Source organism: Rhodococcus sp. DK176 (genome assembly GCF_038447315.2).
GTDB lineage: Bacteria > Actinomycetota > Actinomycetes > Mycobacteriales > Mycobacteriaceae > Rhodococcus_F > Rhodococcus_F jostii_A.
Genome location: NZ_CP118321.2, coordinates 4,532,578 through 4,557,799, shown reverse-complemented (window position 1 = coordinate 4,557,799; position 25,222 = coordinate 4,532,578). Strand labels below are relative to the sequence as shown.

Below are 25,222 nucleotides of genomic sequence, written 5' to 3'. Positions count from 1 at the left end.
TTTCGACATTCGCGCCCCGTGAGTACTTATTAACCGCGGGACGTTAATAAGTACTCACGGGTGGGGACTGCAACACGATGCAACGCTTGCCGCCCGCCCCACTCCGGAGTGTGCTGTATGTCACATACCAAGCGAAGGAGAGGTACATGACACAGACGGTCCAGCCGGCTGCGGTGCAGACATCCCTGACACCTCAGGAACGAGTCGACCTGTGGTTGGCGAGCTTCGAATCCGCTCTCGCCGCGCGCGACGTCGACCGCGCCGCGGGCATGTTCGCAGTCGACAGCTTCTGGCGCGACCTGGTGGCGTTCACCTGGAACCTCAAGACGGTCGAGGGACGCGACGCCGTCGCCGCGATGCTGCACGCACGCCTGGACGACACCGACCCCGTCAACTTCCGCACCACCGAGACACCGGACGAGGCCGACGGCGTCACCTCGGCATGGATCGAGTTCGAGACCGCGACGGGCCGGGGCAAGGGACACCTGCGCCTGAAGGGCGACGAGGCGTGGACCTTCCTCACCACCATGCAGGAGTTGAAGGGGCACGAGGAACGCCGCGGACGGAACCGCGTCAAGGGTGCCGTCCACGGCTCCGGCGGCGACACCCTGAGCTGGGCGGAGAAGCGGGAGATCGAGGAGCGGGAACTCGGCTACACCCGCCAGCCGTACGTTCTCGTGATCGGCGGCGGCCAGGGCGGCATCGCGCTCGGTGCGCGGCTGCGCCAACTCGGGGTCCCGGCCATCGTCGTCGACAAGAACGAACGCCCCGGCGACCAGTGGCGCAACCGGTACAAGTCGCTGTGCCTGCACGACCCGGTCTGGTACGACCACCTGCCCTACATGCCGTTCCCGGACAACTGGCCGGTCTTCGCGCCGAAGGACAAGATCGGCGACTGGCTGGAGATGTACACCAAGGTGATGGAGATTCCGTACTGGTCGTCCACCACCTGCACGTCCGCGACGTTCGACGACGAGACCAAGGAGTGGACCGTCGTCCTCGACCGCGACGGCGAGGACGTGGTGCTCCACCCGAAGCAACTGGTGCTCGCCACCGGCATGTCGGGCAAGCCGAACGTTCCGTCGTTCCCGGGCCAGGACGTCTTCCGGGGCGAGCAGCATCATTCGAGCCGGCACCCCGGTCCGGACGCCTACGTGGGCAAGCGAGTCGTCGTCGTCGGTGCCAACAACTCGGCTCACGACATCTGCAAGGCGCTGTTCGAGAACGGCGCCGACGTGACGATGCTGCAACGGTCGTCCACCCACATCGTGAAGTCGGACTCGCTGATGGACCTCGGCCTCGGCGACCTCTACTCGGAGCGCGCGGTCGCGGCGGGCATGACGACGGAGAAGGCCGACCTGACGTTCGCGTCGTTGCCGTACAAGATCATGCACGAGTTCCAGATCCCGATCTATCAGAAGATCGCCGAACGGGACAGGGACTTCTACGACCGACTGGAAAAGGCCGGATTCAAGCTCGATTTCGGTGACGACGGCTCCGGTCTGTTCATGAAGTACCTGCGCCGCGGATCCGGCTACTACATCGACGTCGGCGCGTCCGAACTCGTCGCCGACGGCAGCATCCACCTCGTGTCCGGGCAGGTCGACCACCTCACCGAGGACGCCGTGGTTCTCACCGACGGGACGGAATTGCCGGCCGACCTCGTCGTCTACGCCACCGGCTACGGGTCCATGAACGGGTGGGCCGCCGACCTCATGGGTCAGGAAGTGGCCGACAAGGTCGGAAAGTGCTGGGGCCTCGGCTCCGACACCACCAAGGACCCCGGACCGTGGGAGGGCGAGCAGCGCAACATGTGGAAGCCGACGCAGCAGGAAGCGCTGTGGTTCCACGGCGGCAACCTGCACCAGTCGCGGCACTACTCGCTGTACCTCGCTCTGCAGCTCAAGGCCCGGCACGAGGAGATCCCGACACCGGTGTACGGGCTGCAGGAGGTGCATCACCTCAGCTGATCGGCCCTGATACGCAGCGGCGCCCTCACTCGACGAGTGAGGGCGCTGTTGAAACGTGATACCGCTTACCTCGCTTCGAGGACCCCGGTCATCTGTGTGACGGTTTTGGCCGCGAGCACCTCGAATGCGAGGCGGGCGACGGGGTCGGCGAATCGCGCCAGGCCGGTGAATTCGAGACGGGCGCGGTAGGTGATCGACGTCGAGGCGTCGTCCACCTTCTCGAACGCCAGATCGTCCGACGTGGCTGCGGTGCCGTTGCGACCCTCGAAGACGACGTGATCGGGGTCGTCGCGGGTCATGCGGTAGGTGAGTTCGGTGGTGCGGCCGAAGAACGACGACACGTTGTGCCATTCCGTGCCCACCGCCACCGGACCGAGGGTGGTCTGCTCGCACGTGTCGGTCCCGGGATCCCAGGCCTCGGTGTTCGCGAAGTCGCGCAGGTACGCGACGACTTTCTCGAGCGGTGCGGCGACGGTGAACGTTCTACTGACCTCGGCCACTCGGGCCTCTTATGCGCAGTCGCGGCAAATCAGCTGCCCGCCCTCTTCGGACGCGAGACGCGACCGATGATGGACCAGGAAGCAACTGCTGCAAGTGAATTCGTCGGCCCTCTTCGGAACGACGCGGACCGTGAGTTCCTCACCGGACAGGTCGGCGCCGGGCAGTTCGAAGGACTCCGCCGTGTCGGTCTCCTCGACGTCGACGACGGACGACTGTGAGTCGTTCCTCCGTGTCTTCAATTCTTCGAGCGAGTCCGCGGCGAGTTCGTCGTCGACGGTAACCCGTGGTGCGTCGTAGTCGGTTGCCATGACTTCCTCCCTTTGGCTCATGTTCCCCGTGTCGTGAAATTCCACACTTGCGGGGCACGGTTGCTAGACAACGCACCGATCCCGCGTTTTGTTCCCGGGCGGCCACAGCTCACCCGTGGTTGCGGGATGCCCGTTCCGGGTACCACTCAATCAGCCGATCGGAAGGTGGTCAGTGGATGACGAGTGCCCACGACGAGCTCGGCAATCCCGTGCCGGACCCGGAGCCGGTGCCGCCGGATCCGAGCCCTCCGCCCGTCCCGCCGACGCCGACGCCGCCTCACCCGTTTCCGCCCGAGCCGGGGCCGGAACCTGCACCTCCCGAGCCCGGGCCGCAACCGGGGCCGCCGGATCCGGGACCTCCGCAGCCCCCGATTCCCGAGCCGACTCCCCCGTTTCCGCCGCAGATGCACGGCCGGGACCCCTCCCCGTAGGTTAGCCTCACCTACAGGGAGGCATGTGGGTGCGAACGCTCGACCGTCGCAAGTTCCTGACCGTGAGCGCCGGGGTCGGCCTGGCCGGCGTAGCCGCAGCATGTTCCTCGGGAACCGCAGCAGACACCGAAGGCGGCACCCGGGCGGTGACGCACAAGAAGGGAACGACCGAAGTCCCGGACAACCCCCGGCGCATCGTCACGGTCGGCTACTCCGACCAGGACACGCTCCTCGCGTTCGGACGTCAGCCGGTCGGCGTCACCGACTGGTACGGCGACTACCCAGACGCCACGTGGCCCTGGGCCCAGGACGCGCTGAGCCGGACGCACCCCGAGGTCTTCAACCGCGGACAGTTCACCGGCGAGGCCAATTTCGCGTACGAGGCCATCGCGAAACTCGATCCCGACCTGATCCTCGCGCTGTACATCGACGTCGACGACGACGCGTATCGACGACTCTCGGCGATCGCGCCCACCGTGACGACATCGCCGGACTACCCCGATTTCGGCATGCCGTGGCAGGACGCAGTCCGGATCGTCGGCACCACCCTCGGTGAGGACGGGAAGGCGAACCACCTCGTCGCCGGTGTGGACGACTTGGTGGCGCAGCAGCGCGCCGCCCACCCCGAATTCGAGGGCAAGTCGGTCGCGGTCGCCGAACTGGGCGACGCAAGCACGTTCTACGTCCGCTCCCCGAACGACCCGCGTTCACGGCTGATGACGTCGCTCGGGTTCGTCGTCCCGGAGCGGATCGCGCAACTCGCAGGCGATCAGGATGCGTTCACCATCCGCAAGGAGCAGTTCGACACCTTCGACGTCGACGTCCTCGTCTGGAACGTGGGCAGCAGTCCCGGCGCCGAAGCGCAGATCACCGCCGACCCCGTCTATCAGTCGCTACCGGTGGCGAAGGCGGGACGGGCCGTGTTCGTCGACGACCCCACCGTCTCCGGCGCGCTCACCTGGGGCACCGTCCTCAGCCTCCCGTACGCCGTCGAGGCACTCGTACCGAAACTGGCCGAGGCCGCCGCCAAATCGGCTTGACGCCTCGCTCACCCGGACTGGTCTTCGAGCCGGGTGAGCGCCACCAGCGTTCGGACCCCGTGAATCATCGCGCGCTCGTCGAGGTTGAAACCCGGCTGGTGAAGCTCCTGCCGGGTGCCGGTCCCGTCCCACACCCCGAGTCTGGCCATCGCGCCCGGAACCTTCTCCAGATACCACGCGAAATCCTCGCCGCCGCTGGACTGATGAGCCTCGGCCAGGTGGTCGAAGCCGACGACCGATTCGATCGCCTCCCGTAGGTCGGCGGTGCAGTCGGGATCGTTGACGACGGGCGGGACGCCCCGCAGGTAGGAGAGTTCGTACCGCACGTTGTACGGTGCGAGCAGGTGGCAGATCGCGTCCGTAACCAGCGGTTCGAGCGACGCCCACGTCTCGCGGGACGCGCTGCGCAGGGTGCCCACCAGTTCACCCGACTCGGGCACGGAGTTCGCGACCTGCCCGGCGGCCACCTTCCCCCAGGTGAGGACGGTCGCGGTGCGGGCGTCGATCCGGCGGTCGAGTACGGACGCCAGTCCGGTCACCAGGACAGCGGTCGCGTGGATCAGATCGCCGGTCAGGTGAGGTCGGGCGGTGTGGCCGCCCGCCGACCACAACCGCACCGTGACGGAGTCGTTGGACGACGTGATCGGCCCCGTCCGGGTGGACAGTTTGCCGACCTCGAGGTGCGGGTCGCAGTGCAGTGCAAAGATTTTCGACACCCCGTCGAGTGCGCCCGCGGCGATCGTGTCGACCGCGCCGCCGGGGGTGGTCTCCTCCGCCGGCTGGAAGACGAGACGGACGCGGGTCGGCGGCGGGTATTTCGTCAGGACGGATGCCGCGCCCATCAGCATCGTCGTGTGGGCGTCGTGACCGCACGCGTGTGACACTCCGGGCACCCTCGACTCGAACGGGAGACCGGTTGTCTCGGCGACCGGCAGCGCGTCGAGGTCGGCCCGCAGCGCGATGCACTCGCCCGTCTCCGGACCGACGTCGCACCACAGGCCGGTTCCGCCGGGCATCAGGACGGGTTCGAGCCCGAGACCGACGAGATGATCGCGCACCACTCCGGTGGTCCGGCGTTCCTCGAACGACAGTTCCGGATGCGCGTGCAGGTCGCGGCGCCACTCGACGAGCTTCTTCTCGTCGAGCTCCGTCGACTCCGTCCAGGTCATGTCGGCGGTGTTGCCGCGGTCCCAGAACCTCGCGCTCCAATATCTCCGGGTCCGGCCCGCCCCGGTCGACTTCGGGCCGGGTTCGCGCGGCGGCGGCACTTCCACGTCGGGGAGATGCTCGGTGCGGCCCGCCGTCTCCGCCAGCAGCAGATCCACCACGTCGGTGAGCCGGCCTCGGCGACCGAGCGCCTGACGTTGCCGGGCGGCGGAACTCCCGTGGGCGGTCGCCTCGGCGGACAACTCCACCACGCGGTCCCAGTCACCGGTCTCCTCGAGCTGGGGGCGCAGCGAATTCACGAAGTCGCCGACGAGTTCCGACGCAGGACGTGCCTGCGGAACCGTCACGTCGACAAGTTCCTCCTCCAACCCCGACCGGGCCGCCCGCCACAGCGCCGCTCTCGTCAGGGTCGGGAGTACCTCGACGCCCTTCCTCCCGGCGCGCAATCCCTCCACCTCGCGTTCCACGAGCGCACGGAACAGGGCGGCGACGAGCAGGACCGTGTCCAGTCGCGGGCAGCTGTCGCACACCCGCAACTCCAGGGTCGGAAGCTTCACCGACGGCCGGACGTCGAAATACGCCATGCCGGGATCGCTGATCACCCCGCTGGCGACCAGGTCGTCGATCAGGGCGCCGTATTCGGCTGCCGAGGAGACGGGTGCGGCCGGACCCGTGCTGGGCCAGCGCAGCCACAGTAGTGTGCGCGCGCTGGCATAGCCGGTGTCCGCGCCATCGGACCGGAACGGGGAACTCGCGCTGAGCGCGAGGAGGACGGGCATGTGCGGAGCAACGCGGTGCGCGACCTGCACGGCCTCGTCACGATCGGGCAGGTCGACGTGAACCTGCGTGCCGCAGATCAACTGCTCGCGGGCGAGCACCTGATAGTCGGCGAGCATGCGCCCGTAGCGCTGCGTTCCCGTCACGTGCATCTCGGCGGGCAACGCCAGCGGCACCGAGCCCGCGGCCGCCACGCCGATGCCGAGATCTTCGGCCGCGTCGACGAGCAGCCTGCGGTGTCGCTCCAGATCGCTCCGCAGGCCGTCGAGGTCGGCATACACACCACTGTTGACCTCGACGACGCACTGCTGGAGTTCGTCGACGTACACGTCGTCGGGAAGTCGTGCCAGCAACTCCGGCGCGCGGGTGGTCAGGCGCCGGGTCTTCAGATCGATGAGGTGGAATTCCTCCTCGACGCCCACTTTCCGTGGGTCGCTGGCGAGCACGATGTGCCTCTATTTCTATTCTATTTCTCCGTGGCACCCTCGGTGTCGTCGAAGAACGCCCAGGTGCCGTCCTCGTCGACTTCCATCCGCCATCCGAGTTCGGAATTGTCCGCGCGAACGTCGACGAACCACGTGTGCGCGTCACCGGCGCTCGGAATCTCCTTCGTTTCGACGACACTGCCCTGGGGATCGATCACTCGGTATTTCGCCATGGTCGTCGGGTTCCCCGCCCACCCGGGTCTGAATCATCGGACGGAATATCCCGTCCACCCACGCAGTTACACCGCCTAATTGATGATTCAACTATCTAGAGCGAGGGTGTGCGATGGAACTCGGGTTGACGACGTTCGCGGAGGTCGGTTCCGGCGGGTCCGGGGTGGTGTCGCCGCGGCAGCGTCTGAAGGATCTGCTCGAAGAGGTCGTCCTGGCCGAGCAGGTCGGTCTCGACGTGTACGGCGTCGGTGAGCACCACCGCGCGGACTTCGCCGCGTCGGCACCCGCGGTCGTGCTGTCGGCCGCTGCCGCCCGGACGTCCCGCATCGCATTGACCAGTGCGGTCACCGTCCTGAGCTCCGACGACCCGGTACGGGTGTTCGAGGAATTCGCCACCCTCGACCTGATCTCCGACGGGCGCGCCGAGGTGATGGCCGGTCGCGGCTCGTTCACCGAATCGTTCCCGCTCTTCGGTTACGACCTGGCCGACTACGACGAGTTGTTCGTCGAGAAACTCGGCCTGCTACTCGCCCTCCGCGACTCGGAGACCGTGAACTGGTCGGGACGGCACCGGGCGGCGCTGACGGACCAGTCCGTCTACCCACGGCCCGAACGTCCCCTTCCCATCTGGGTCGGGGTGGGTGGCAATCCCGAGTCGGTGGCTCGCACCGGACTGCTCGGCCTGCCGATGGCGCTCGCGATCATCGGCGGACAACCCGCCCGATTCGCACCGCTGGCCGACCTGCACCGCCGTGCGGTGTCGGAGGGTGGGCACGAACCGCAGCCCATCGCCGTCCACGCGCACGGTTACGTCGCGGACACCGAGGACCGGGCGGTATCGGAGTTCTACCCGTCGTACGCCGCGGCCATGACCGGCCTCGGACGCGAACGCGGGTGGGCACCGATGAACCCGCAGGCATTCGACGGTCTGCGCGGACCCGGCGGTTCGCTCGTGCTCGGCAACCCCGAACAGGTGGCCGAGAAGATCGTCGGCATGCGCGACACCCTGGGCATCGAACGGTTCATGCTGCACCCCAGCGTCGGGCCGCTGCCCCACGACAAGGTGATGCGCGCGATCGAACTGCTCGGCACCAAGGTGGCCCCGCTCGTCGAACAGGCGTAATTCCTGCGGTGGCGGTGCGTTAACCCGTACCGTCACCCATCACCGCGCCCTCCCGTCGTGGGTCCGCGCCGCCGACCCACCCCGAGTCCTGACGCTGCAGCGCACTGAGCCCACTGGACTGCGGTGCGACCGACACCTGGTGACCCATCGCCCGCAACTGCACGATCAACGGGTCGTCGGCGCCGTCGTTGACCGCGTTGATGTTCGGATGCTCCCCGCCGACGCCGGTGACCGGGGTGTTGGCGGCCCCGAAGTCGACCGCCGACACCGCCTGCTGCGGGTTCAGACCCCAATCCAGCATTCCCACGAGCGTTTTCACGACGAACTGGATGATCACCGAACCGCCCGGCGACCCCGTCACGTACTGGACGTCCCCCAGCGACCCGTCGCTGCTGCGGTCGAAGACGAGCGTCGGCGCCATCGAACTGCGGGGCCGCTTGCCCGGTTCGACGCGGTTGGCGAGCGGCGTCCCGTCCGGCCCGACGGGCTGGGCCGAGAAGTCGGTGAGCTGATTGTTGAGAACGAAGCCGTCCGTCATGTGGAACGAGCCGAAAGCCGATTCCACCGTCGTCGTCATCGACGCGACGTTGCCGTACTGGTCGGCGATCGAGATGTGGCTGGTGCCGTGTTCCTTGTCCTGCGGCTGCACACCGAGCGGGACCGGACCGAAGTTTCCGGGTTGCGCGGTGCCCATGCTCTTGCCGGGGTCGATGAGGTCGGCCCGCTGCTTCAGGTAGTCCTCGTTCAGCAGCGTGTCGAGGGAATTGCCCGGCAGCGGAACGAAATCGGAGTCCGCGACGTACTTGTCCCGGTCGGCGTACGCCAGTCGTTCCGCCTCGGAGATGAGATGCACGGCCTCCGCCGTCGGCTTCCCGCCGTTGTCGTCGAGGTTCGTGGGCCCGTACTCCGACAGGTCGAAGTTCTCCAGGATGCCGAGCGTCGCCGCGACCGCCGTCCCGCCGGACGACGGGTTGGGCATGCCGCAGATCTCGTGGTCCCGATACGGCGTGCACAGCGCCGTGCGCTTCTTCGCCTGGTAGTTCGCGAGGTCGTCGAGCGTCATCTGTCCGGGGGTGCGCCCGCCCGACGCCGTCGCCGTCGCATCGACGATGCCCTGGGCGATGGCCCCGGTGTAGAAGGCGTCGGCACCGCCCGCCGCGATCGCACCGAGCGTCTTGGCCATGGCCGGGTTCGTCAGCTTCGTGCCCGCCGGCTTGGGGCTGCCGTCCGGGTTGAGGAAATACGCCTTCGACGGCTCGTCGAGCGCCAGATCGGGTGCGGACTCGGCGATCTGCCCGGCCATCCGCGGGCTGATCTCGAGTCCCTGGTCCGCGAGCGAGATGGCCGGGTCAAACAGTTCCCGCCACTCGTCCCGGCCGTGTTCGCGGTGCGCCAGCTCGAGCATCCGCACCACCCCGGGAACGCCGATGGACCGCCCGCTCGCCCGGGCGTCGGGCTTGGGCTCGGTGCGGTCGGTGTCGCTGATCCAGCGCAGGTAATTCTCCGTCGCCGCCATCGGCGCGACCTCGCGGCCGTCGTACGCCTCGACGCTCTGCTGCCCGGCGTCGTAGTAGAGCAGGAACGCCCCGCCCCCGATTCCGGAGGACTGCGGTTCGACGAGCCCGAGAACGGTCTGGGCCACGATCAGCGCGTCGGCGGCCGTGCCCCCGTCCCGCAACACCTCGCAGGCGGCCTGCGTCGACACGGGATTGGCGGTGGAGACCGCGTACGACGCCGTGTTCACCGGCACCATCCCGGAGCGGTACACCGTGGCGATCTCGGGGTTGGTCGCGAGGTTCTGGGTGGTCGGCGCCGGGCCCGGGGGCGGCGGCGCCTTGGCGATCGGGGTGCCGTTGGGAACGTCCGCACACGTGGCCGCCGGATCGCTCTGCGGTTCCTCGTCCGACGCGCACGCGGCCAGCATGCCGACGCAGAGAGCCGCGGCCAACGAGGCCCGAATTGCCGTTCCGATTCCCGTCACAGGACCCATCACCGAACCCTAACAGCGGGGATCCGGTGCCGACCGGCTAAAGACGAGGTCCGAAGTGCCGGGTGAGAATTCGGTAGCCGAGCTCGTGGAGGTGGTGGTGCTCGGGCCACCGGTCGCGGGTCCACGCCGGGTCGGTGTGGGCGGCGGTGATCGCGGCGGTGGTGGAACTGTGCAGATCGAACTCGAGATCCCGGCAGAGTTCCGCGACGGCGGCCGGTTCCCGCGCATCGCCGAGCCGCCCGATCGTCCCGGCCACCTGGACGTCCGCGTCGCGCAGGATCCGCCGGTACGAACCCGGAAGCACGGTCCACAGCACGAGGAGCGCCACCGCCACGCCGAGAACGGTCTCGAGAAGCCGGTCCCGGGTGACCGCGACGAGGTCCACGTGCGTTCCGAGACCGCCGAGAACCAACGCGAGTGGGGTGATGAACACCATCGCCAGGCCGTAATTGCGGACGAGGAAGGCTTCCGTCCCCGCCATCAGGAGCGCCACGACGAGTACCAGCGCGGCCGGCGACAGGTCGAGCGTCGCCAGCGCTGCGAACAGGGCGAGTCCGAGCACCGTTCCGAAGAACCGGTGCAGCCCGCGGTACGTCCCCAGCACCCGGTCCGGGCCCTGGTGCAGGATCATCGCCGCGGTGATCACCGCCCAGTCGGGGCGGGCGACACCGAGACCCAGCGCCAGGAGACCGGCAGCGGGGCACGCGACCAGCAGTCGCGCGACGATCGTCCAGGACCGGCCCCGGAGATGGGCCGCCCGCGCGAGCCGGTAGCGGATCGACGGCCTGGGCAGCGGGACCTGCGGCCGCAGGTCGTCTTCGTCGGAGGCGTGGTTCGCGTCGTGGCCGTCGACCACGGCGGCGCACCGCAGGTGAGCCGCACGCAACGTGCGGGTGAGCGGATGATCGCGGCCGACGAGGGCGGCGTCGTGGAGGCACTGCCAGGCGGCGTGCAGCGACCGCACCGCGTCCCGGCGGGCATTCGGTGCGGGCGAGTCGGCGAGTGCGGCGTCGACCGCGGCGACCGCGGTCGCGACCGCGGCCCGCTCGGGGGTGCGTGGACGCGCGAGCAGCCCCGACATCGACACGAGCAACGCCGACGCCGCACCGGCCGCCGCCCAGGACGTCACCTCCGAAACGGAGACACCGAGGGCGGGCAGCGCGGACGAGATCTCCACCGTGAGCAGTGGAAGGAAGGCACCGGGCGCCCCGAGCCGCAACCCGTCGACGACGAAGGCGCAGACGGCAACCACGACGGTCATCGAGAGGACGAGCGCCATCCCCCACAGCGGGGAACCGCCCGCCGCGGTCGCGCCGTGAACGAGCGCGCCGACCGCGGCGCCGACACCGGCGAGGAGCACCATCACGGCGGCGGCGATCGAGACCACCCGCCACCGCACCCGGTACGCCCTGCCCTCGCCGTAGACGACGGCGAAGGCTCCCACAGTCGCCGTCGCGGCAACCGCAGAGTGTCCGAGCGCTACCCCCGCCAGCGCGGGCAGACACGCCGCCACGCCGGCGCGGACCACTCCCGGCCAGCGCCGACCCTGCCCCGGCACCCCCAGAAGCAACGAGCGTGCCGGGGCCGGCGCAGGGATCGGCACACCGTGATCCCGCGATCCGGTTCCCTGATCCTGCGCTCCTGGCGACACGACCACACAGACTACGAGCGGTCGAGTCGCCCGAAACAGTCGATGAGGTGCATCTCACGTGGGGCCGCGGTACCGATCAGCCGTGCGGGTGACGGAGCGGGCGCCCGTACTCCGCGGCGAGCAGGCCGAGAGCGACGGCACCGGCGAGCAACCCGAAGTCGCGCAGTGCGACGTCGTAGTACCCGGACAGCGTGACCAGGTTCACGATGATTCCGGCCAGCCAGGCCGCGACGACCCAGGCGCCGATCCGCGGCGCGACGGCGACGAGGATTCCTGCGACCACTTCGATCACGCCGACGGCGTACATGCCCTGCTGCGCGGTTCCCGGCAGGATGCCGTCGATCCACGGCGCCAGGTAGGTCGGCCAGTCGGTGAGCCAGTTCGTGAACTTGTCCAGGCCGAACAGGATGGGCGCCACGGTGAAGACTGTGCGCAGCACGAGGAAGGCCTGATAGCCGGGGTCGGCCAGGGTGTGCGAACCGTGGCTGACCTCGTGGGGTGTGTTGGTAGCCATGACGACTCCTTCTAAAAACTATATATCTTGACTATAGAATTCTCGACGCAATTAAGTCAACGACTCCCGGTTTTACAATGGGTCCATGGACGACACTCCACGCTCGGACGTCTCGGCCGTCTCCTCCCTCGACGAGCCGGTGCGCAGGCGGGTGTACGACCACGTGCGCGCGCAGGCGACGCCGGTCAGCCGCGACGACGTCGCCGAGGCGCTGGGACTCGCCCGCTCGACGTCCGCGTTCCATCTCGAGAAGCTGGCCGACGAGGGGCTGCTGGCGGTCGAGTTCGCTCGGCGTGGGGGGCGCTCGGGTCCGGGCGCGGGGCGGCCCGCCAAGCTCTACCGACGGTCCGACCGTGAGTTCTCGGTACACCTGCCCGAGCGTGCGTACGCGCTCGCCGGCGAGTTGTTCGCCCAGGCTGTCGAGGACGCGGACGCCACCGGCGCATCACCGCGGGCGGCCCTCTCCGCGCGTGCCCACGACTTCGGGCGCGGCCTCGGCGCCGACACGGGCTGCACGGACGACGACCTGCTCGCGGCGCTCGCGACGTGCGGTTACGAGCCGCGCCGTAGCGACGGCACCCTCGTCCTGGTCAACTGCCCGTTCCACGCGCTCGCCCGGCAGCACACGGACATGGTGTGCGGAATGAACCTCGCGCTGCTGTCCGGACTGCTCGACGGCGCGGGATGCGAGGATCGCCGCGCCACACTGGCACCCGCCGACGGGTACTGCTGCGTGCGGATCGAAAGTGAGCAGCCACCCGCACGTGAGTGACAAAGCGTGCCCCGGGACGCTTCGGCACTCACCTGGGGTTGGCGCCGACGACGACGGTGGCGTCCATCTCGTCCGACGTCTCGACTCGGGTGATCAACCCGGCGTCCGCGAACGCCTCCGCGGTGAGCGGGGCCTGACCCGCACTGGTCTCGATCAGGAGATGACCGCCCGGTGTGAGCCAGTCCCGCGCCCCGAGGGTCATTCGCCGCTGGATGTCGAGCCCGTCCGCGCCGCCGTCGAGCGAGACCCGCGGCTCGTGGAACCGGGCCTCCGGCGGCATCAACCGGATCGCGTCGGTGGGCACGTACGGGGCGTTGGCCACCAGGACGTCGATGCCTCCCCTCAGCGCGGTGGGCAACGGCTCGTACAGGTCGCCCTCGAATACCCGGCCGGGGTCCGGGACGTTGCGTCGCGCGCAGCGGACGGCGGCGGGGTCGATGTCCACCGCATACAACTCGATGCCGTCGCCCGTCTCGGCGAGCGCCGCACCTACCGCGCCCGAACCACAGCACAGGTCGGCCACGACAGCATGCGGGCCCGCGAGGGCGGCGGCCTGCTCGACGAGGAACGCGGTACGACGACGTGGCACGAACACCCGCGGATCGACCGCGATCCTGAGCCCGCAGAACTCGGCCCAGCCGAGGACGTGTTCGAGGGGGACGCCTGCGACGCGGCGGTCCAGCATCGACGCGAGTTCGTCGGACGTGCGGGCCGCGGAGACGATCAAACGGGCCTCGTCCTCGGCGAACACACAGCCGGCGGCGCGAAGCCTCGTGACGAGAACGAATTCGAGGGACGGTGAGAGAGACACTGACATGGGAGAGCCTTCCGGAATGCCGATGGGCGCTCTCCCGGCCACCTTACGTCGGTACGACCGCGCGGTCGCGGAGTGAGAGCACCCGAACTGAACGAACGGACACAGGTCTCACCTCCTCGATACGGATCCTGCTCGGAGTCGCCACATTACCTCCATCCGCGGTCGCCGGGCATCCGAACAACCGGAAGTGGTGTGGACCGGAGCAGCGGCGGGTATCCCATGTGACCTGCCCGAATTGACCAGGCAGATCGATCGAAGGTGATGCTCGGACCGCTGCCTCCGCATGGTGGTGGCGGATACAATCGAGGTCTCCGCGCAACCAATGGCGGATCTCGGATAGGACCGCGATATGGCCGATCAGGCGAAGCTCCTCGACTATCTGAAGCGAGTCACCGCGGAGCTCTACCAAGCGCGGGAAAAGCTGCGCGAGGTCGAGGGTGTGAGCCGCGAACCGATCGCCGTCATCGGGATGGGCTGCCGGTTCCCCGGCGGGGTGCGATCGCCGCGGGATCTGTGGCGCCTGGTGGAGTCCGGCACCGACACCGTCGCGGGGTTCCCCGAGGACCGGGGCTGGGGCCTGGCGGACCTCTACGATCCGACGGCCGAGCAGGCCGGCAAGACATACACGGTGCAGGGCAGCTTCCTCGACGACCCGGCGGGGTTCGACCCCGAGGTCTTCGGCATCTCGCCGCGCGAGGCGCTGGCGATGGACCCGCAGCAGCGACTCCTGCTGGAGACGAGCTGGGAGACGTTCGAGCACGCCGGCATCGATCCGCGGTCGGTGCACGGCCGCCAGGTGGGCGTGTTCACCGGGCTGTCCGGCATCGACTACGCGGCGCGGGCGGGCGGCATGCCGCCCGAAGACCTCGAGGGGTACTTCATCACCGGCAACGCCATGAGCGTCGCGTCCGGCCGTGTGGCCTACAGCTTCGGCCTGAACGGTCCCGCGATCACGGTGGACACCGCGTGTTCGTCGTCGCTGGTCTCGATCCACCTCGCCATGCAGGCGCTGCGCAGCGGCGAGTGCGAGCTGGCGCTGGCGGGCGGGGCGACCGTCATGGCGACCCCCGCGGTGTTCGTGGAGTTCAGCCGCCAACGCGGGCTGGCCCGGGACGGCCGGTGCAAGGCATTCTCCGCCGCCGCGGACGGCACGGCGTGGGGCGAGGGCGCGGGGATGGTCGCGTTGGAACGCCTGTCCGACGCAGAGCGCAAGGGTCGCCGGATACTGGCCGTCATCCGCGGCAGCGCCGTGAACCAGGACGGCGCCAGCAACGGTCTGACCGCCCCTAACCGGCAGGCTCAGGAGCGGGTGATCGCGCAGGCGCTGGCCAATGCGGGACTCGGCCCGGGCGACGTCGACGTGGTCGAGGCGCACGGCACCGGCACGAAACTGGGCGATCCGATCGAGGCGTCCGCTCTGCTGGCCGGTTACGGCCGCGACCGCCCCGCCGACCGGCCGCTGTGGCTCGGCTCGGTGAAGTCGAACCTCGGGCACACCCAGGCGGCCGCCGGCGTCGCCGGGGTGATCAAGATGATCATGGCGATGCGGCACGGCGTCCTGCCCCAGACTCTGCACGTCGACCGGCCGACCCCGCACGTCGACTGGTCCGCCGGTTCGGTGTCGTTGCTCACCGAGAACCGGGAGTGGCCGGCATCCGATCGGCCCCGGCGGGCGGCGGTCTCGTCGTTCGGCATCAGCGGCACCAACGCCCACGTCGTCCTGGAGGAGTCCCCACCGGTCGAGCCGCCGGCGTCTGAATCAGACTCTCCCCCGGACGAAGTCGTGGCCTGGTTCGTGTCGGCCCACACCGAGCCGGCGCTGCGCGCCCAGGCCGAGCGGTTGCGCGACTACGTCACCGAGCACCCCGGCCTGACGCCCGCCGCCGTGGCAGGCGCACTGCTGGGGTCGCGTGCCACGTTCGACCACCGCGCCGCCGTGATCGGCGCGCGGCCTCAGGGCCTGCTGAACGGCCTCGACGCACTCAGCCGAGGCGCGCCCAGCGCCGACGTCGTCACCGGCGTGGCGTTGGAAGCCGGCGACCGGCCGGTGTTCGTCTTCCCCGGCCAGGGTTCGCAGTGGGTGGGCATGGCCACCGAACTCCTGGACACGTCGCCGGTGTTCGCCGACACCGTGCGGGAGTGCGCCGACGCGCTGGCCCCGTACACCAACTTCTCGCTGCTGGACGTGCTGCGCGACCGCGATCCCGCGGCGCTGGACCGGGTCGACGTGGTGCAACCGGCGCTGTTCGCGATGATGGTCGGTCTCGCGGAACTGTGGCGTTCCCACGGCGTCGAACCGGCGGCCGTCGTCGGACATTCGCAGGGCGAGATCGCGGCCGCCTATGTCGCGGGCGCGCTGAGCCTTTCGGACGCAGCGCTCGTCGTGGCCGCGCGCAGCAGGGTGATCGGCGCGTCGGCCCGGCGGGGCGGCGGGATGGCCTCGGTGGCATTGCCGGCGGACACCGTGCGGGAGAAGATTCAGCCCTGGGCCGGCGCCGTCGAGGTCGCGGCGATGAACGGGCCGTCCGCGACGGTGATCTCGGGCCCCGTCGACGCCCTCGACGCCCTGATCGGGCAGTTGCAGGGCGACGGCGTCCAGGCCAGGCGGATTGCCGTGGAATACGCGTCGCACTGCGCGGACGTCTCCGTCCTGCGGGAACCCATTCTCGACGTCCTCGCGTCGATCACTCCCCGCCGGTCGCGAATTCCGTTCTACTCGTCGGTGACCGGTGGTGTGCTGGACGGCACCGCACTCGACGCGGACTACTGGTACCGCAATCTGCGACGGACGGTCCGCTTCGAGCAGGCGACGAGATCGCTGGCCGCGGACGGGTACCGACTGTTCGTCGAGTCGTGCAGCCACCCCGTCCTGACCGTGCCGTTGCAGGAAACCCTCGACGCTGCGGGCGTCGCAGGCCGAGCCGTCGGCACCATCCGGCGCGACCGTGCGGGCCTGCGCCAGTTCACCGCCGCACTCGCCGAGGCGCAGGTGTACGGACTGCACGTCGAGTGGGACCGGGTGAGCTGGGCTCGGCACGACGATCGGCAGCAGTGGGTGGACCTCCCCACGTACGCCTTCCAGCACCGCCGCTACTGGCTGGAAAGTCCGGTGCCGCAGGGCGATTTCGCGTCGACGGGCATGGAAGCGGGTGGGCATCCGATGCTCGCCGCGTCGGTGGAGCTCGGGGACGGCCGGGGCGCGGTGTTCACGGGTCTGCTGTCGCCACAACGCCTTCCGTGGCTGAGCGATCACGGCGTCAGCGGCACGGTCATTCTGCCGGGCACAGCTTTCGTGGAACTCGCCCTGCACGCGGGGAACCGCATGGGGTGCGGCCGGCTCGAAGAACTCGCCATCGAAGCACCCCTGGTGATTCCCGCCGAGGGTGAGGCGGCACTGCAGGTGAGCGTGCTGGCCGACGGCGAATCGGGCCGATCCACGGTGTCGGTGCACTCCCGGCCTGCCGATGCCGCGCAGGACACCCCGTGGACCCGGCACGCCACCGGCACGCTCACGGCGGCCGTGGACACCGCCGACTCCCCCGAACAGCAATGGCCGCCCGCCGATTCGACGCCGATCGACGTCCGAGGTCTGTACGACGTACTCGACGAGGCCGGCTACGAGTACGGCCCGGCCTTCCGTGGTCTCCGCGCGGCGTGGCGGCGCGGCGACGACCTGTACGGCGAGGTGCGGCTGAGCGGAGAGGACCCGGCTGCGGCGGTCGCGGGATACGGAATCCATCCGGCGGTGCTCGACGCGGCGCTGCACGTGATTGCGCTCGGGGCCGCCCACACCGGTGTCCGGCTGCCGTTCGCCTGGGACAAGGTGCAGCTGCACGCCGTGGGCGCCACCGCCCTGCGCGTGCACGTCACCACTATCGGACCCGAGCGCTACCGGGTCTCCGCGTACGACGCGGCAGGCGGACCGGTGCTGACCGCCGATTCGCTGGCACTGCGGCCGCTCGGGGAAGCGGGCGTGCCCGCCGCCGGGGTCCGAGACAGCCTCTACCGCGTGGAATGGATGCCGGTGGGTGCGTCCAGCACGGCTCCAGCAGAGCTGATGCCGCTCGAGGAGGCGCTTGCCGGCGGTGATCCGGAAGGTCGCGTGCTGTGGCTCGACCGCGAACCGGGCGACGAACCGGACACGCCGGCCCGCGCGCACGCCGCCGCGGAGGCGACGTTGCGGGCGGTCCAGTCCTGGCTTCGCGAGGATCGCCTGGCCGAGACCCGGTTGCTGGTCACGACGAGGCTCGCGGTGGCGGTCCGCGACGACGATCCGGTCGACGACGTGTCTGCCGCCCCATCGTGGGGACTGATCGGCGCGGTGCAGAACGAGCACCCGGACCGCATCACGCTGGTGGACCTGGACGTACACGCCGGTGACCCTTCGCTGATCGCCATGGCTCTGGCCTGCAACGAGCCTCAGCTGGCCATCCGGGACGGTGTACTGCTGGCGCCCATGCTCGCCGCGGTGACGCCCGCCGCATCGGCACCCGAACCGGGACCGGCACGCTTCGGTCCGGACGGCACGGTCCTGATCACCGGCGGCACGGGAACCATCGGCAGACTGATCGCCCGCCACCTCGTCGCGCGGCACGGGGTGCGCCGTCTGGTGCTGACAGGCCGGCACGCACTCGATGCCGAGAGCGCGGCCGAACTGCGTGCCGAGTTCGCCGAGTCGGAGGCGGAGGTCAGCGCTGTCGCCTGCGACGTGGCCGACCGCGCCGCGGTCGCCGCTCTCCTTGCCGGCATTCCCGACCTGTCCGGCGTGATCCACGCCGCCGGGGTGCTCGAGGACGCCACCGCCGCCACCCTGACCGAGGACCAGTTGCACGCCGTCCTTCGTCCCAAGGTGGACGGCGCCTGGCATCTGCACGAACTCACCCGGGACCGCGACGTATCGGCGTTCGTGCTGTTCTCCTCGGCGGCGGGGGTGCTCGGCGGCGCAGGCCAGGCGAACTATGCGGCGGCGAACGTCTTCCTCGACGCACTCGCGCAGCACCGCCGTGCCCGCGGGCTGCCCGCGACGTCGATGGCCTGGGGACTGTGGGACCGGCCCAGCGGCATGACGTCCCATCTGAATGCGGCCGACCTCGATCGGTTGCAGCGCAGCGGCATCGACACCATCAGCCCGGAGTCGGGTCTGGCCCTGTTCGACGCTGCTCTCGCCGTGAACCGTCCGTTGATCGTGCCGATACGGCTCTCGACGAGGGCCTCTCGATCCGAGGGCGAGTCGCTGCCGCCGATCCTGCGCCGGGTGCTCGGCGTCCGTCGTCGCCGTGCCGCGGCGGCCGATTCCCCGACCGGCCTGGCCGAGGAGTTGCGGGCGCTGGATCCCGGGGAGCGGCACAACCGGGTGCTCGACATCGTCACCACCCACGTGGCGGCTGTGCTGGGTCACGAAGGCAAGGAGGCGATCGACCCGGAACGTGCCTTCAAACAACTCGGTTTCGACTCGCTGACCGCCGTGCAACTGCGCAATCAGCTGGCGACCGCCACCGGCGTGCGACTGGCCGCGACGGTGGTGTTCGACCACCCCACCGCGGACGCGCTGACCCAGGAGCTGGTGGCGCGCCTGCTCGGGGACGATGCGGCTCCGCAGCCGGCCGGGCCGACACGTGCCCGCAGGGACGACGACCCGATCGTGATTGTGGGAATGGCCTGCCGTTACCCGGGCAAGGTGTACTGCCCGGAGGACCTGTGGCGGCTCGTCCACGACGGCCGCAACGCCGTGGGCGCGTACCCCCACAACCGGGGCTGGAATCTCGACGAGGTGTACGACCCCGACCCGAACCGGGCCGGCACCACGTACATGAAGGAGGGCGGGTTCCTCTACGACGCAGACGAATTCGATGCCGCCTTCTTCGGGATCAGCCCGCGCGAGGCGATCGCGATGGACCCGCAGCACCGGCTGCTCCTCGAGAGCGCCTGGGAAGCCTTGGAACAGGCCGGAATCCGGCCGACCGCGCCCGGCCTCACCGACACCGGCGTGTACGTCGGGCTGATGGGCGGCGACTACGGCTTCCACCTGATGACTCAGCGCAACGTCGACGCCGAGGGCTATCTGATGACCGGGACGAGCAACAGTGTGGCGTCCGGCCGAATCTCCTACTCCCTCGGCTTCACCGGTCCCGCGGTCACCGTGGACACGGCCTGCTCGTCGTCGCTGGTGGCCATGCATCTGGCGGCGCGGGCTCTCCGCGACGGGGAATGCGCGCTGGCGCTGGCCGGCGGGGCGACGGTGATGGCCACACCCGGTGTGCTGATCGAGTTCAGCCGCCAGCGAGGCCTCGCCTCGGACGGACGCTGCAAGCCGTTCTCCGACCGGGCCGACGGCACCGGGCTCAGCGAGGGCGCGGGAATGGTGGTGCTGGAGCGGCTCAGCGACGCCCGGCGCAACGGCCACCGGGTGCTGGCGATCATCCGCGGATCGGCGGTCAACCAGGACGGGGCCTCCAACGGACTGACCGCCCCGAACGGGCCGTCCCAGGAACGGGTCATCCGCCAGGCGCTGGCCGACGCCTCGCTCGGCCCCACAGACATCGACGCCGTGGAGGCGCACGGCACCGGCACCACGCTCGGCGACCCGATCGAGGCGCAGGCACTGCTGGCGGCGTACGGGCAGGGCCGGGACGGCCGGCCGCTGTGGCTCGGTTCCGTCAAGTCGAACATCGGCCACTCCCAGGCGGCGGCGGGCGTCGCAGGCGTGATCAAGATGGTGATGGCGATGCGGCACGGGATCCTGCCCCCGAGCCTGCACGGCGACGTCCCCACCCGGCACGTCGACTGGACCGCGGGCGAGGTCTCACTGCTCGCCGAATCGGTTGCCTGGCCGGAGACCGGACGGCCCCGGCGGGCGGCCGTCTCGTCGTTCGGTATCAGCGGCACCAACTCGCACATGATCCTCGAACAACCGCCGGAGGACGCGGCACCGGAGGTCTCTCCGTCGACGTCGCCGCTGGTCTGGGTGATCTCCGGAAAGACCGGGGACGCGCTGCGGGCGCAGGCCACCCGGCTGGCGGAGTTCCTCGACACGAACGAGTCCGAACTCCCGGATCCGGCCGACCTCGCCTACTCGCTGGCCACCACCCGATCCGGTTTCACCCACCGCGCCGCGGTGATCGGAGAAACATTCGCCGACCTGCGCGACGGCCTCGCCCGCATCGTCACGGGGCGCCCCGGCGGCAACGTCGTCACCGGGACGAGCGCCCGCGGCAAGACGGCCTTCATGTTCACCGGCCAGGGTGCGCAACGCATCGGGATGGGCCGCGGCCTCTACGAGGCCTACCCGGTGTTCGCACGGGCACTGGACGAGGTCTGCTCCGCACTCGACGAACACGTGGAAACCCCGGTACGGCAGGTCATCTGGGACGAGTCCGACGGTGGCGGCGCGACGCTCGACAGCACCGAGTACACCCAGCCGGCACTGTTCGCCGTCGAGGTCGCGCTCTATCGGCTGCTGCGGGACTGGGGCATCACCCCCGACTACCTGATCGGCCATTCGATCGGCGAGATCACCGCGGCCCACGTCGCGGGGGTGTTCAGCCTGCCCGATGCCGCCGCCCTGGTGGGTGACCGTGGACGGTTGATGCAGTCGACCAAACCCGGGCTGATGATCGCCGTACGGGCACGCGAGGAGGACATCCTGCCGCGGATCGACGGCCGCGTCGATCTCGCGGCCGTCAACGGCGCCGAATCCGTCGTCCTCGCCGGCAGCGAACGCGACGTGCACGCCGTCGCGTCCGAACTGTCCGCCGCCGGACTGAAGACCACGAGCCTGCGGGTCGAGCGGGCCTTCCATTCGACCCTGATGGACCCCATCCTCGACCAGTTCGCCGCCGTGGTGGCGAGGCTGACGGCGCAGCCGCCGAAGATTCCGGTCGTCTCCAATGTCACCGGACGCGTCGCCACCGCCGACGAACTCATGTCCCCGGAGTACTGGACCCGGCACATCCGGCACGCGGTGCGTTTCCACGACGGCGTCTGCTCCCTCGACGAACTCGGCGTCACCCGCCTCGTCGAAGTCGGCCCGGGCGCGGCGCTGGCGGCACTGGCCGCCGAGGTCGTCCCGAACACGATCGCCACGCTGCCCGGGCGCGGAGACGAAACACACGGGATCATCGAGGCGGTCGCCGCCGCCTACGTGCAGGGCGCAACGATCGACTGGGATCGGGTACTGCCCGGTCGCCGCCGCGTGGCCTTGCCCACCTATGCATTCCAGCGCCGTTCCTACTGGCCGACGGCGGCCACCCGCCACACCGGCGATCCGACCGAGCTGGGTCTGACCCCGGCCGACCATCCGCTGCTCGGTGCCGCGGTGACCCTCGACGACGACGCGACCCTGTTCACCGGACAGCTGTCGCTGCACCGGGATCCATGGCTCGTGCCACCGACGATCGACGACGGCGACCAGCCGGCGGCCGGCGCAGCGAAGACGCTGCTGCCGGCGGTGCCGGTCGAACTCGCCCTGCACGCGGCCCACCACGTCGGTCTCGACCACATCGACGAACTGACGCTGGACCATCCGCTCGTCCTCCCGCCGTCGGGACTGGCCTCGATTCGAGTACTGGTGTCGCCGCCCGGCACCGACGGCGCTCGCACCGTCACGATCTCGTCGAAGTCGGGTGACCTCGACGGCCCGGACAGCTGGGTTCGGAACGCTTCGGCGACGATCGACGACGTCGTCGGCCCCGTCGCCGCCGTGCCGCAGCAGGACCCGGGCGACACCGAGACCGAGGTGCGTCTCGACGACGGCACCGACACGACTGGATTCGGCATTCATCCGGAACTGCTGCAGGCGGCGATCGAGCCCCTCCTCGGGTGGGACGGCTGGCCGGTGACCTGGTCGGGGATCCGTCTGCACACCGTCGGCGCGGAGGCGATGACCGCCCGGTTCACCCCCGGCCCGGACGGGCGGTACCGCGTTGCCGCCGTCGACCCCGCGGGTGAGCCGGTGCTGACCGTCGATGCGCTGCGGGTGGCGCAGAGGGCGGTCGACGGGCAGGACGCAGGCCGGTCGCCGTCCCTGCGACTGCACCGGGCGGCCTGGATCCCGGTGGAGGTGGCCTCGTCCGAACGGCCCCTCGGACCGGCGGTCGTCCTCGACGCCGAGGGGTTCGGCGACCCGGGTGTCGGTTCGACGTTCCCGGGTTACCCCGACCTCGAGACGTTGCGGACCGCGATGCAGTCCCGGCCGGACGACGACGATCTGCGTCCGTGGACGGTGCTGGTCGGCTGTGCAACCGAGGGCGACCACGGTCCGGACGCGGCCCACGACCTGTGCGCTCGGGTACTGCGGCTGCTCCAGGAGTGGCTCGACGACGAGGCCGTCGCCGACAGCCCGCTCGTGATCGTGACGCGCAACGCCATGGTCACCGACGACGGGGAGGACCACGACACCCGTCCCGACCTCGCGGCCGCGGCCGTGTGGGGTCTCGTCGGCTCCGCACAGAACGAGAACCCGGACCGGTTCGTGCTGATCGACCTCGACGACGAATCCGACGCCGAGACCGCGGTCACGTCGGCGCTGGCGAGCGGGGAACCGCAATTGGCGGTCCGGAACGGCACCTTGCGCGCACCGCGGTTGCGGCGCATGCCCGCCGTCGACGAACCGACACCGTTCGATCCGGACGGCACCGTCCTCGTCACCGGCGGCACCGGCACGGTGGGATCTCTCGTAGCCCGGCACCTCGTGACCGAGCACGGAGCACGGCACGTGCTGCTGACCAGCCGGCGCGGACCCGACGCCGAGGGCAGCGACCGGCTGCGCAGCGAACTGAGCGGTCTGGGCGCCGAGGTGAGCATCGTTGCCTGCGATACGTCGGACGCGTCGGCGGTCGCCGCGCTGCTGGCCGGGGTACCGCCCGAACACCCACTCACGGCGGTGATCCACGCAGCCGGCGTGATCGACGACGGCACCCTCGCGTCACTCACCCCCGAGCGGCTCGACGCGGTCCTACGCCCGAAGGTCGACGCGGCCTGGAACCTGCACCTGCTGACCGCGAACAGCGACGTGCGGGCGTTCGTTATGTTCTCGTCGCTCGCCGGCATCCTCGGGGCCCCCGGGCAGGCGAACTACGCGGCCGCGAACATGTTCCTCGACGCCCTCGCCCATCACCGCCACGCCCTCGGGCTGCCCGGGCTCTCGATCGCGTGGGGCATGTGGGCGACACCGAGCGCCATGACCGACAACCTCGGCGCGATCGACCTCGCCCGCGCCCGCCTCAGCGGAATGATTCCCATGCCCGCGGCCGACGGCCTGGCCCTCCTCGACAGCGCGCTGGCCGCCGGTGCACCCACGGTCGCGGCCGCACGGTTCGACCACTCCGGTTCGGCCGCACCGTACGTTCCCGCCCCGCTGCGTGGCCTGATCCGGGAATCGCGCCCGCACGCCGCGGGGTCGGACGCGGTCGTGACCGGAGCGAGCGGGTCCGGGCCGTCGGATTGGGCGCAGCGCCTCGCCGACCGGTCGATCCCCGAACAGCGGCACCTGATGCTCGATCTGGTGCGCGGCGGGGCGGCCACGGTGCTCGGCTACGACGCGTCGGACTCGGTGGACCCCGACCAGGCGTTCAAGGAACTCGGCTTCGATTCGCTGGCGGCCGTTGCGCTCCGCAATCATCTCGGCGCCGCCACGGGTCTGCGGTTGCCGCCGACCATGGTGTTCGACCACCCGAGTCCGCGTGCCGTCGCCGAGTTCCTGCGCTCCGAACTCGTCCCGGACCCGATGTCCGTCGCTCTGGCCGACGTCGACCGGCTTCGTGCGACCATCGCCGAACTCGGCGAGGACAGCGAGGCGCGGTCCGCCATCGCACAGCGTCTCGGAAGCCTGTTGGCCGAGGTCGGCACGTCCGACGATGCGCATGCGGCCGCGGTCGACAAGATTCACGCCGCGACGAGTGAGGAGATCCTCGATCTCATCGATCGCGGACTCTGACCCGAAACAGTGCGGGTGATCGCCGCCGGGAACACCGGCCCCGCAGGCGATACGATCGTCGCCGTCACAGGCCTCGAAAGGAATCACACGCCCCATGCGCCGCACCCTTGCTCTGACCGCCCTCACCGTCTGCTCCGCGGCAATCCTCACCGCCTGCGGTGGCGACAGCGACACCGCCGCCTCCGAGACGACGTCCGCCTCGGCTTCCGTGGCGGCGAGGACGACCGCCGCCACCGCCCCTGGCAGCCGCGTGTTCTCGGTCGCCGACGACCCGCAGACGGCCGCCGACTACCTGGCCTACCTGCGCGCGAACAATCAGACCGTCACCGACGACGACCTGGCGGTCCATCAGGCCGGGGAGATCTGCACCGCCCTCGACGCGGGCAAGCCCCTCGATCAGGTGCGTGAGGAGTGGACGCCGATGCTCACCAACGACGGCGTCTACCCGTACATCATCGGTGCGATCACGCGGTACTGCCCCGATCACGAGAACGTCCTCAACTAGTAGTAGGCGCTTCGCGCCCGTGCGCGGTTAACGAGTCTCTGCACTCGTCAACCGCGCACGGGCG

14 protein-coding genes are annotated in these 25,222 nt (G+C 70.0%); 6 read left to right on the top strand and 8 right to left on the bottom strand.

Annotation, left to right across the window (positions count from 1 at the left end):
* The first annotated feature begins 146 nt into the window (after positions 1–146).
* The gene (locus PSR88_RS21560; RefSeq protein ID WP_011596698.1) at positions 147–1,970 is read left to right on the top strand and encodes an NAD(P)/FAD-dependent oxidoreductase; all 1,824 of its coding nucleotides are present in this window, start codon (positions 147–149) and stop codon (positions 1,968–1,970) included.
* 65 nt (positions 1,971–2,035) lie between these two features.
* On the opposite strand, the gene PSR88_RS21555 is transcribed toward PSR88_RS21560, so the two are convergent.
* Positions 2,036–2,470, bottom strand: coding sequence for an SRPBCC family protein (locus tag PSR88_RS21555; protein WP_011596697.1), 435 nt, complete (start codon positions 2,468–2,470; stop codon positions 2,036–2,038).
* 9 nt (positions 2,471–2,479) lie between these two features.
* The gene (locus tag PSR88_RS21550) at positions 2,480–2,779 is read right to left on the bottom strand and encodes a DUF4193 domain-containing protein (RefSeq protein ID WP_005248611.1); all 300 of its coding nucleotides are present in this window, start codon (positions 2,777–2,779) and stop codon (positions 2,480–2,482) included.
* Between the two features lie 454 nt (positions 2,780–3,233).
* Between PSR88_RS21550 and PSR88_RS21545 the strand changes: the two genes are divergently transcribed.
* Positions 3,234–4,250, top strand: coding sequence for an iron-siderophore ABC transporter substrate-binding protein (locus tag PSR88_RS21545; RefSeq protein ID WP_342338414.1), 1,017 nt, complete (start codon positions 3,234–3,236; stop codon positions 4,248–4,250).
* 8 nt (positions 4,251–4,258) lie between these two features.
* On the opposite strand, the gene PSR88_RS21540 is transcribed toward PSR88_RS21545, so the two are convergent.
* Both PSR88_RS21540 and PSR88_RS21535 read right to left on the bottom strand, forming a co-directional pair.
* Entirely contained in the window at positions 4,259–6,640 is a 2,382-nt protein-coding gene (locus tag PSR88_RS21540; RefSeq protein WP_342338413.1) for a glutamate--cysteine ligase, read from the bottom strand.
* Between the two features lie 20 nt (positions 6,641–6,660).
* On the bottom strand, positions 6,661–6,852 hold the full coding sequence (locus PSR88_RS21535) for a hypothetical protein (RefSeq protein ID WP_342338412.1): 192 nt from the start codon (positions 6,850–6,852) through the stop codon (positions 6,661–6,663).
* 113 nt (positions 6,853–6,965) lie between these two features.
* On the opposite strand from PSR88_RS21535, the gene PSR88_RS21530 reads away from it, so the two are divergent.
* The gene (locus tag PSR88_RS21530) at positions 6,966–7,976 is read left to right on the top strand and encodes an LLM class flavin-dependent oxidoreductase (protein WP_009477290.1); all 1,011 of its coding nucleotides are present in this window, start codon (positions 6,966–6,968) and stop codon (positions 7,974–7,976) included.
* 19 nt (positions 7,977–7,995) lie between these two features.
* Here PSR88_RS21530 and ggt read toward each other — a convergent pair whose 3' ends face one another.
* From ggt to PSR88_RS21515, 3 genes are all read right to left on the bottom strand, one after another.
* On the bottom strand, positions 7,996–9,966 hold the full coding sequence (ggt, locus tag PSR88_RS21525; RefSeq protein ID WP_342338411.1) for a gamma-glutamyltransferase: 1,971 nt from the start codon (positions 9,964–9,966) through the stop codon (positions 7,996–7,998).
* 37 nt (positions 9,967–10,003) lie between these two features.
* A complete protein-coding gene (locus tag PSR88_RS21520) occupies positions 10,004–11,569 on the bottom strand; it encodes an FUSC family protein (protein ID WP_011596693.1) in 1,566 nt (521 codons plus the stop codon).
* Between the two features lie 124 nt (positions 11,570–11,693).
* Entirely contained in the window at positions 11,694–12,131 is a 438-nt protein-coding gene (locus PSR88_RS21515) for a DoxX family membrane protein (protein ID WP_009477286.1), read from the bottom strand.
* Between the two features lie 85 nt (positions 12,132–12,216).
* Here PSR88_RS21515 and PSR88_RS21510 point away from each other — a divergent pair, with 85 nt between their 5' ends.
* Entirely contained in the window at positions 12,217–12,903 is a 687-nt protein-coding gene (locus PSR88_RS21510; protein WP_342338409.1) for a helix-turn-helix transcriptional regulator, read from the top strand.
* Between the two features lie 28 nt (positions 12,904–12,931).
* Here PSR88_RS21510 and PSR88_RS21505 read toward each other — a convergent pair whose 3' ends face one another.
* Complete coding sequence (locus PSR88_RS21505; RefSeq protein WP_342338408.1) at positions 12,932–13,720, bottom strand: putative protein N(5)-glutamine methyltransferase; 789 nt, start codon at positions 13,718–13,720, stop codon at positions 12,932–12,934.
* A 349-nt stretch (positions 13,721–14,069) separates the two neighbouring features.
* Here PSR88_RS21505 and PSR88_RS21500 point away from each other — a divergent pair, with 349 nt between their 5' ends.
* Together PSR88_RS21500 and PSR88_RS21495 are read left to right on the top strand one after the other, a co-directional pair.
* The gene (locus PSR88_RS21500) at positions 14,070–24,653 is read left to right on the top strand and encodes an SDR family NAD(P)-dependent oxidoreductase (protein ID WP_342338407.1); all 10,584 of its coding nucleotides are present in this window, start codon (positions 14,070–14,072) and stop codon (positions 24,651–24,653) included.
* Between the two features lie 94 nt (positions 24,654–24,747).
* Positions 24,748–25,158: a DUF732 domain-containing protein gene (locus PSR88_RS21495; protein WP_005248623.1), complete on the top strand. Its 411-nt coding sequence runs from the start codon at positions 24,748–24,750 to the stop codon at positions 25,156–25,158.
* The last annotated feature ends 64 nt before the right edge of the window (positions 25,159–25,222 follow it).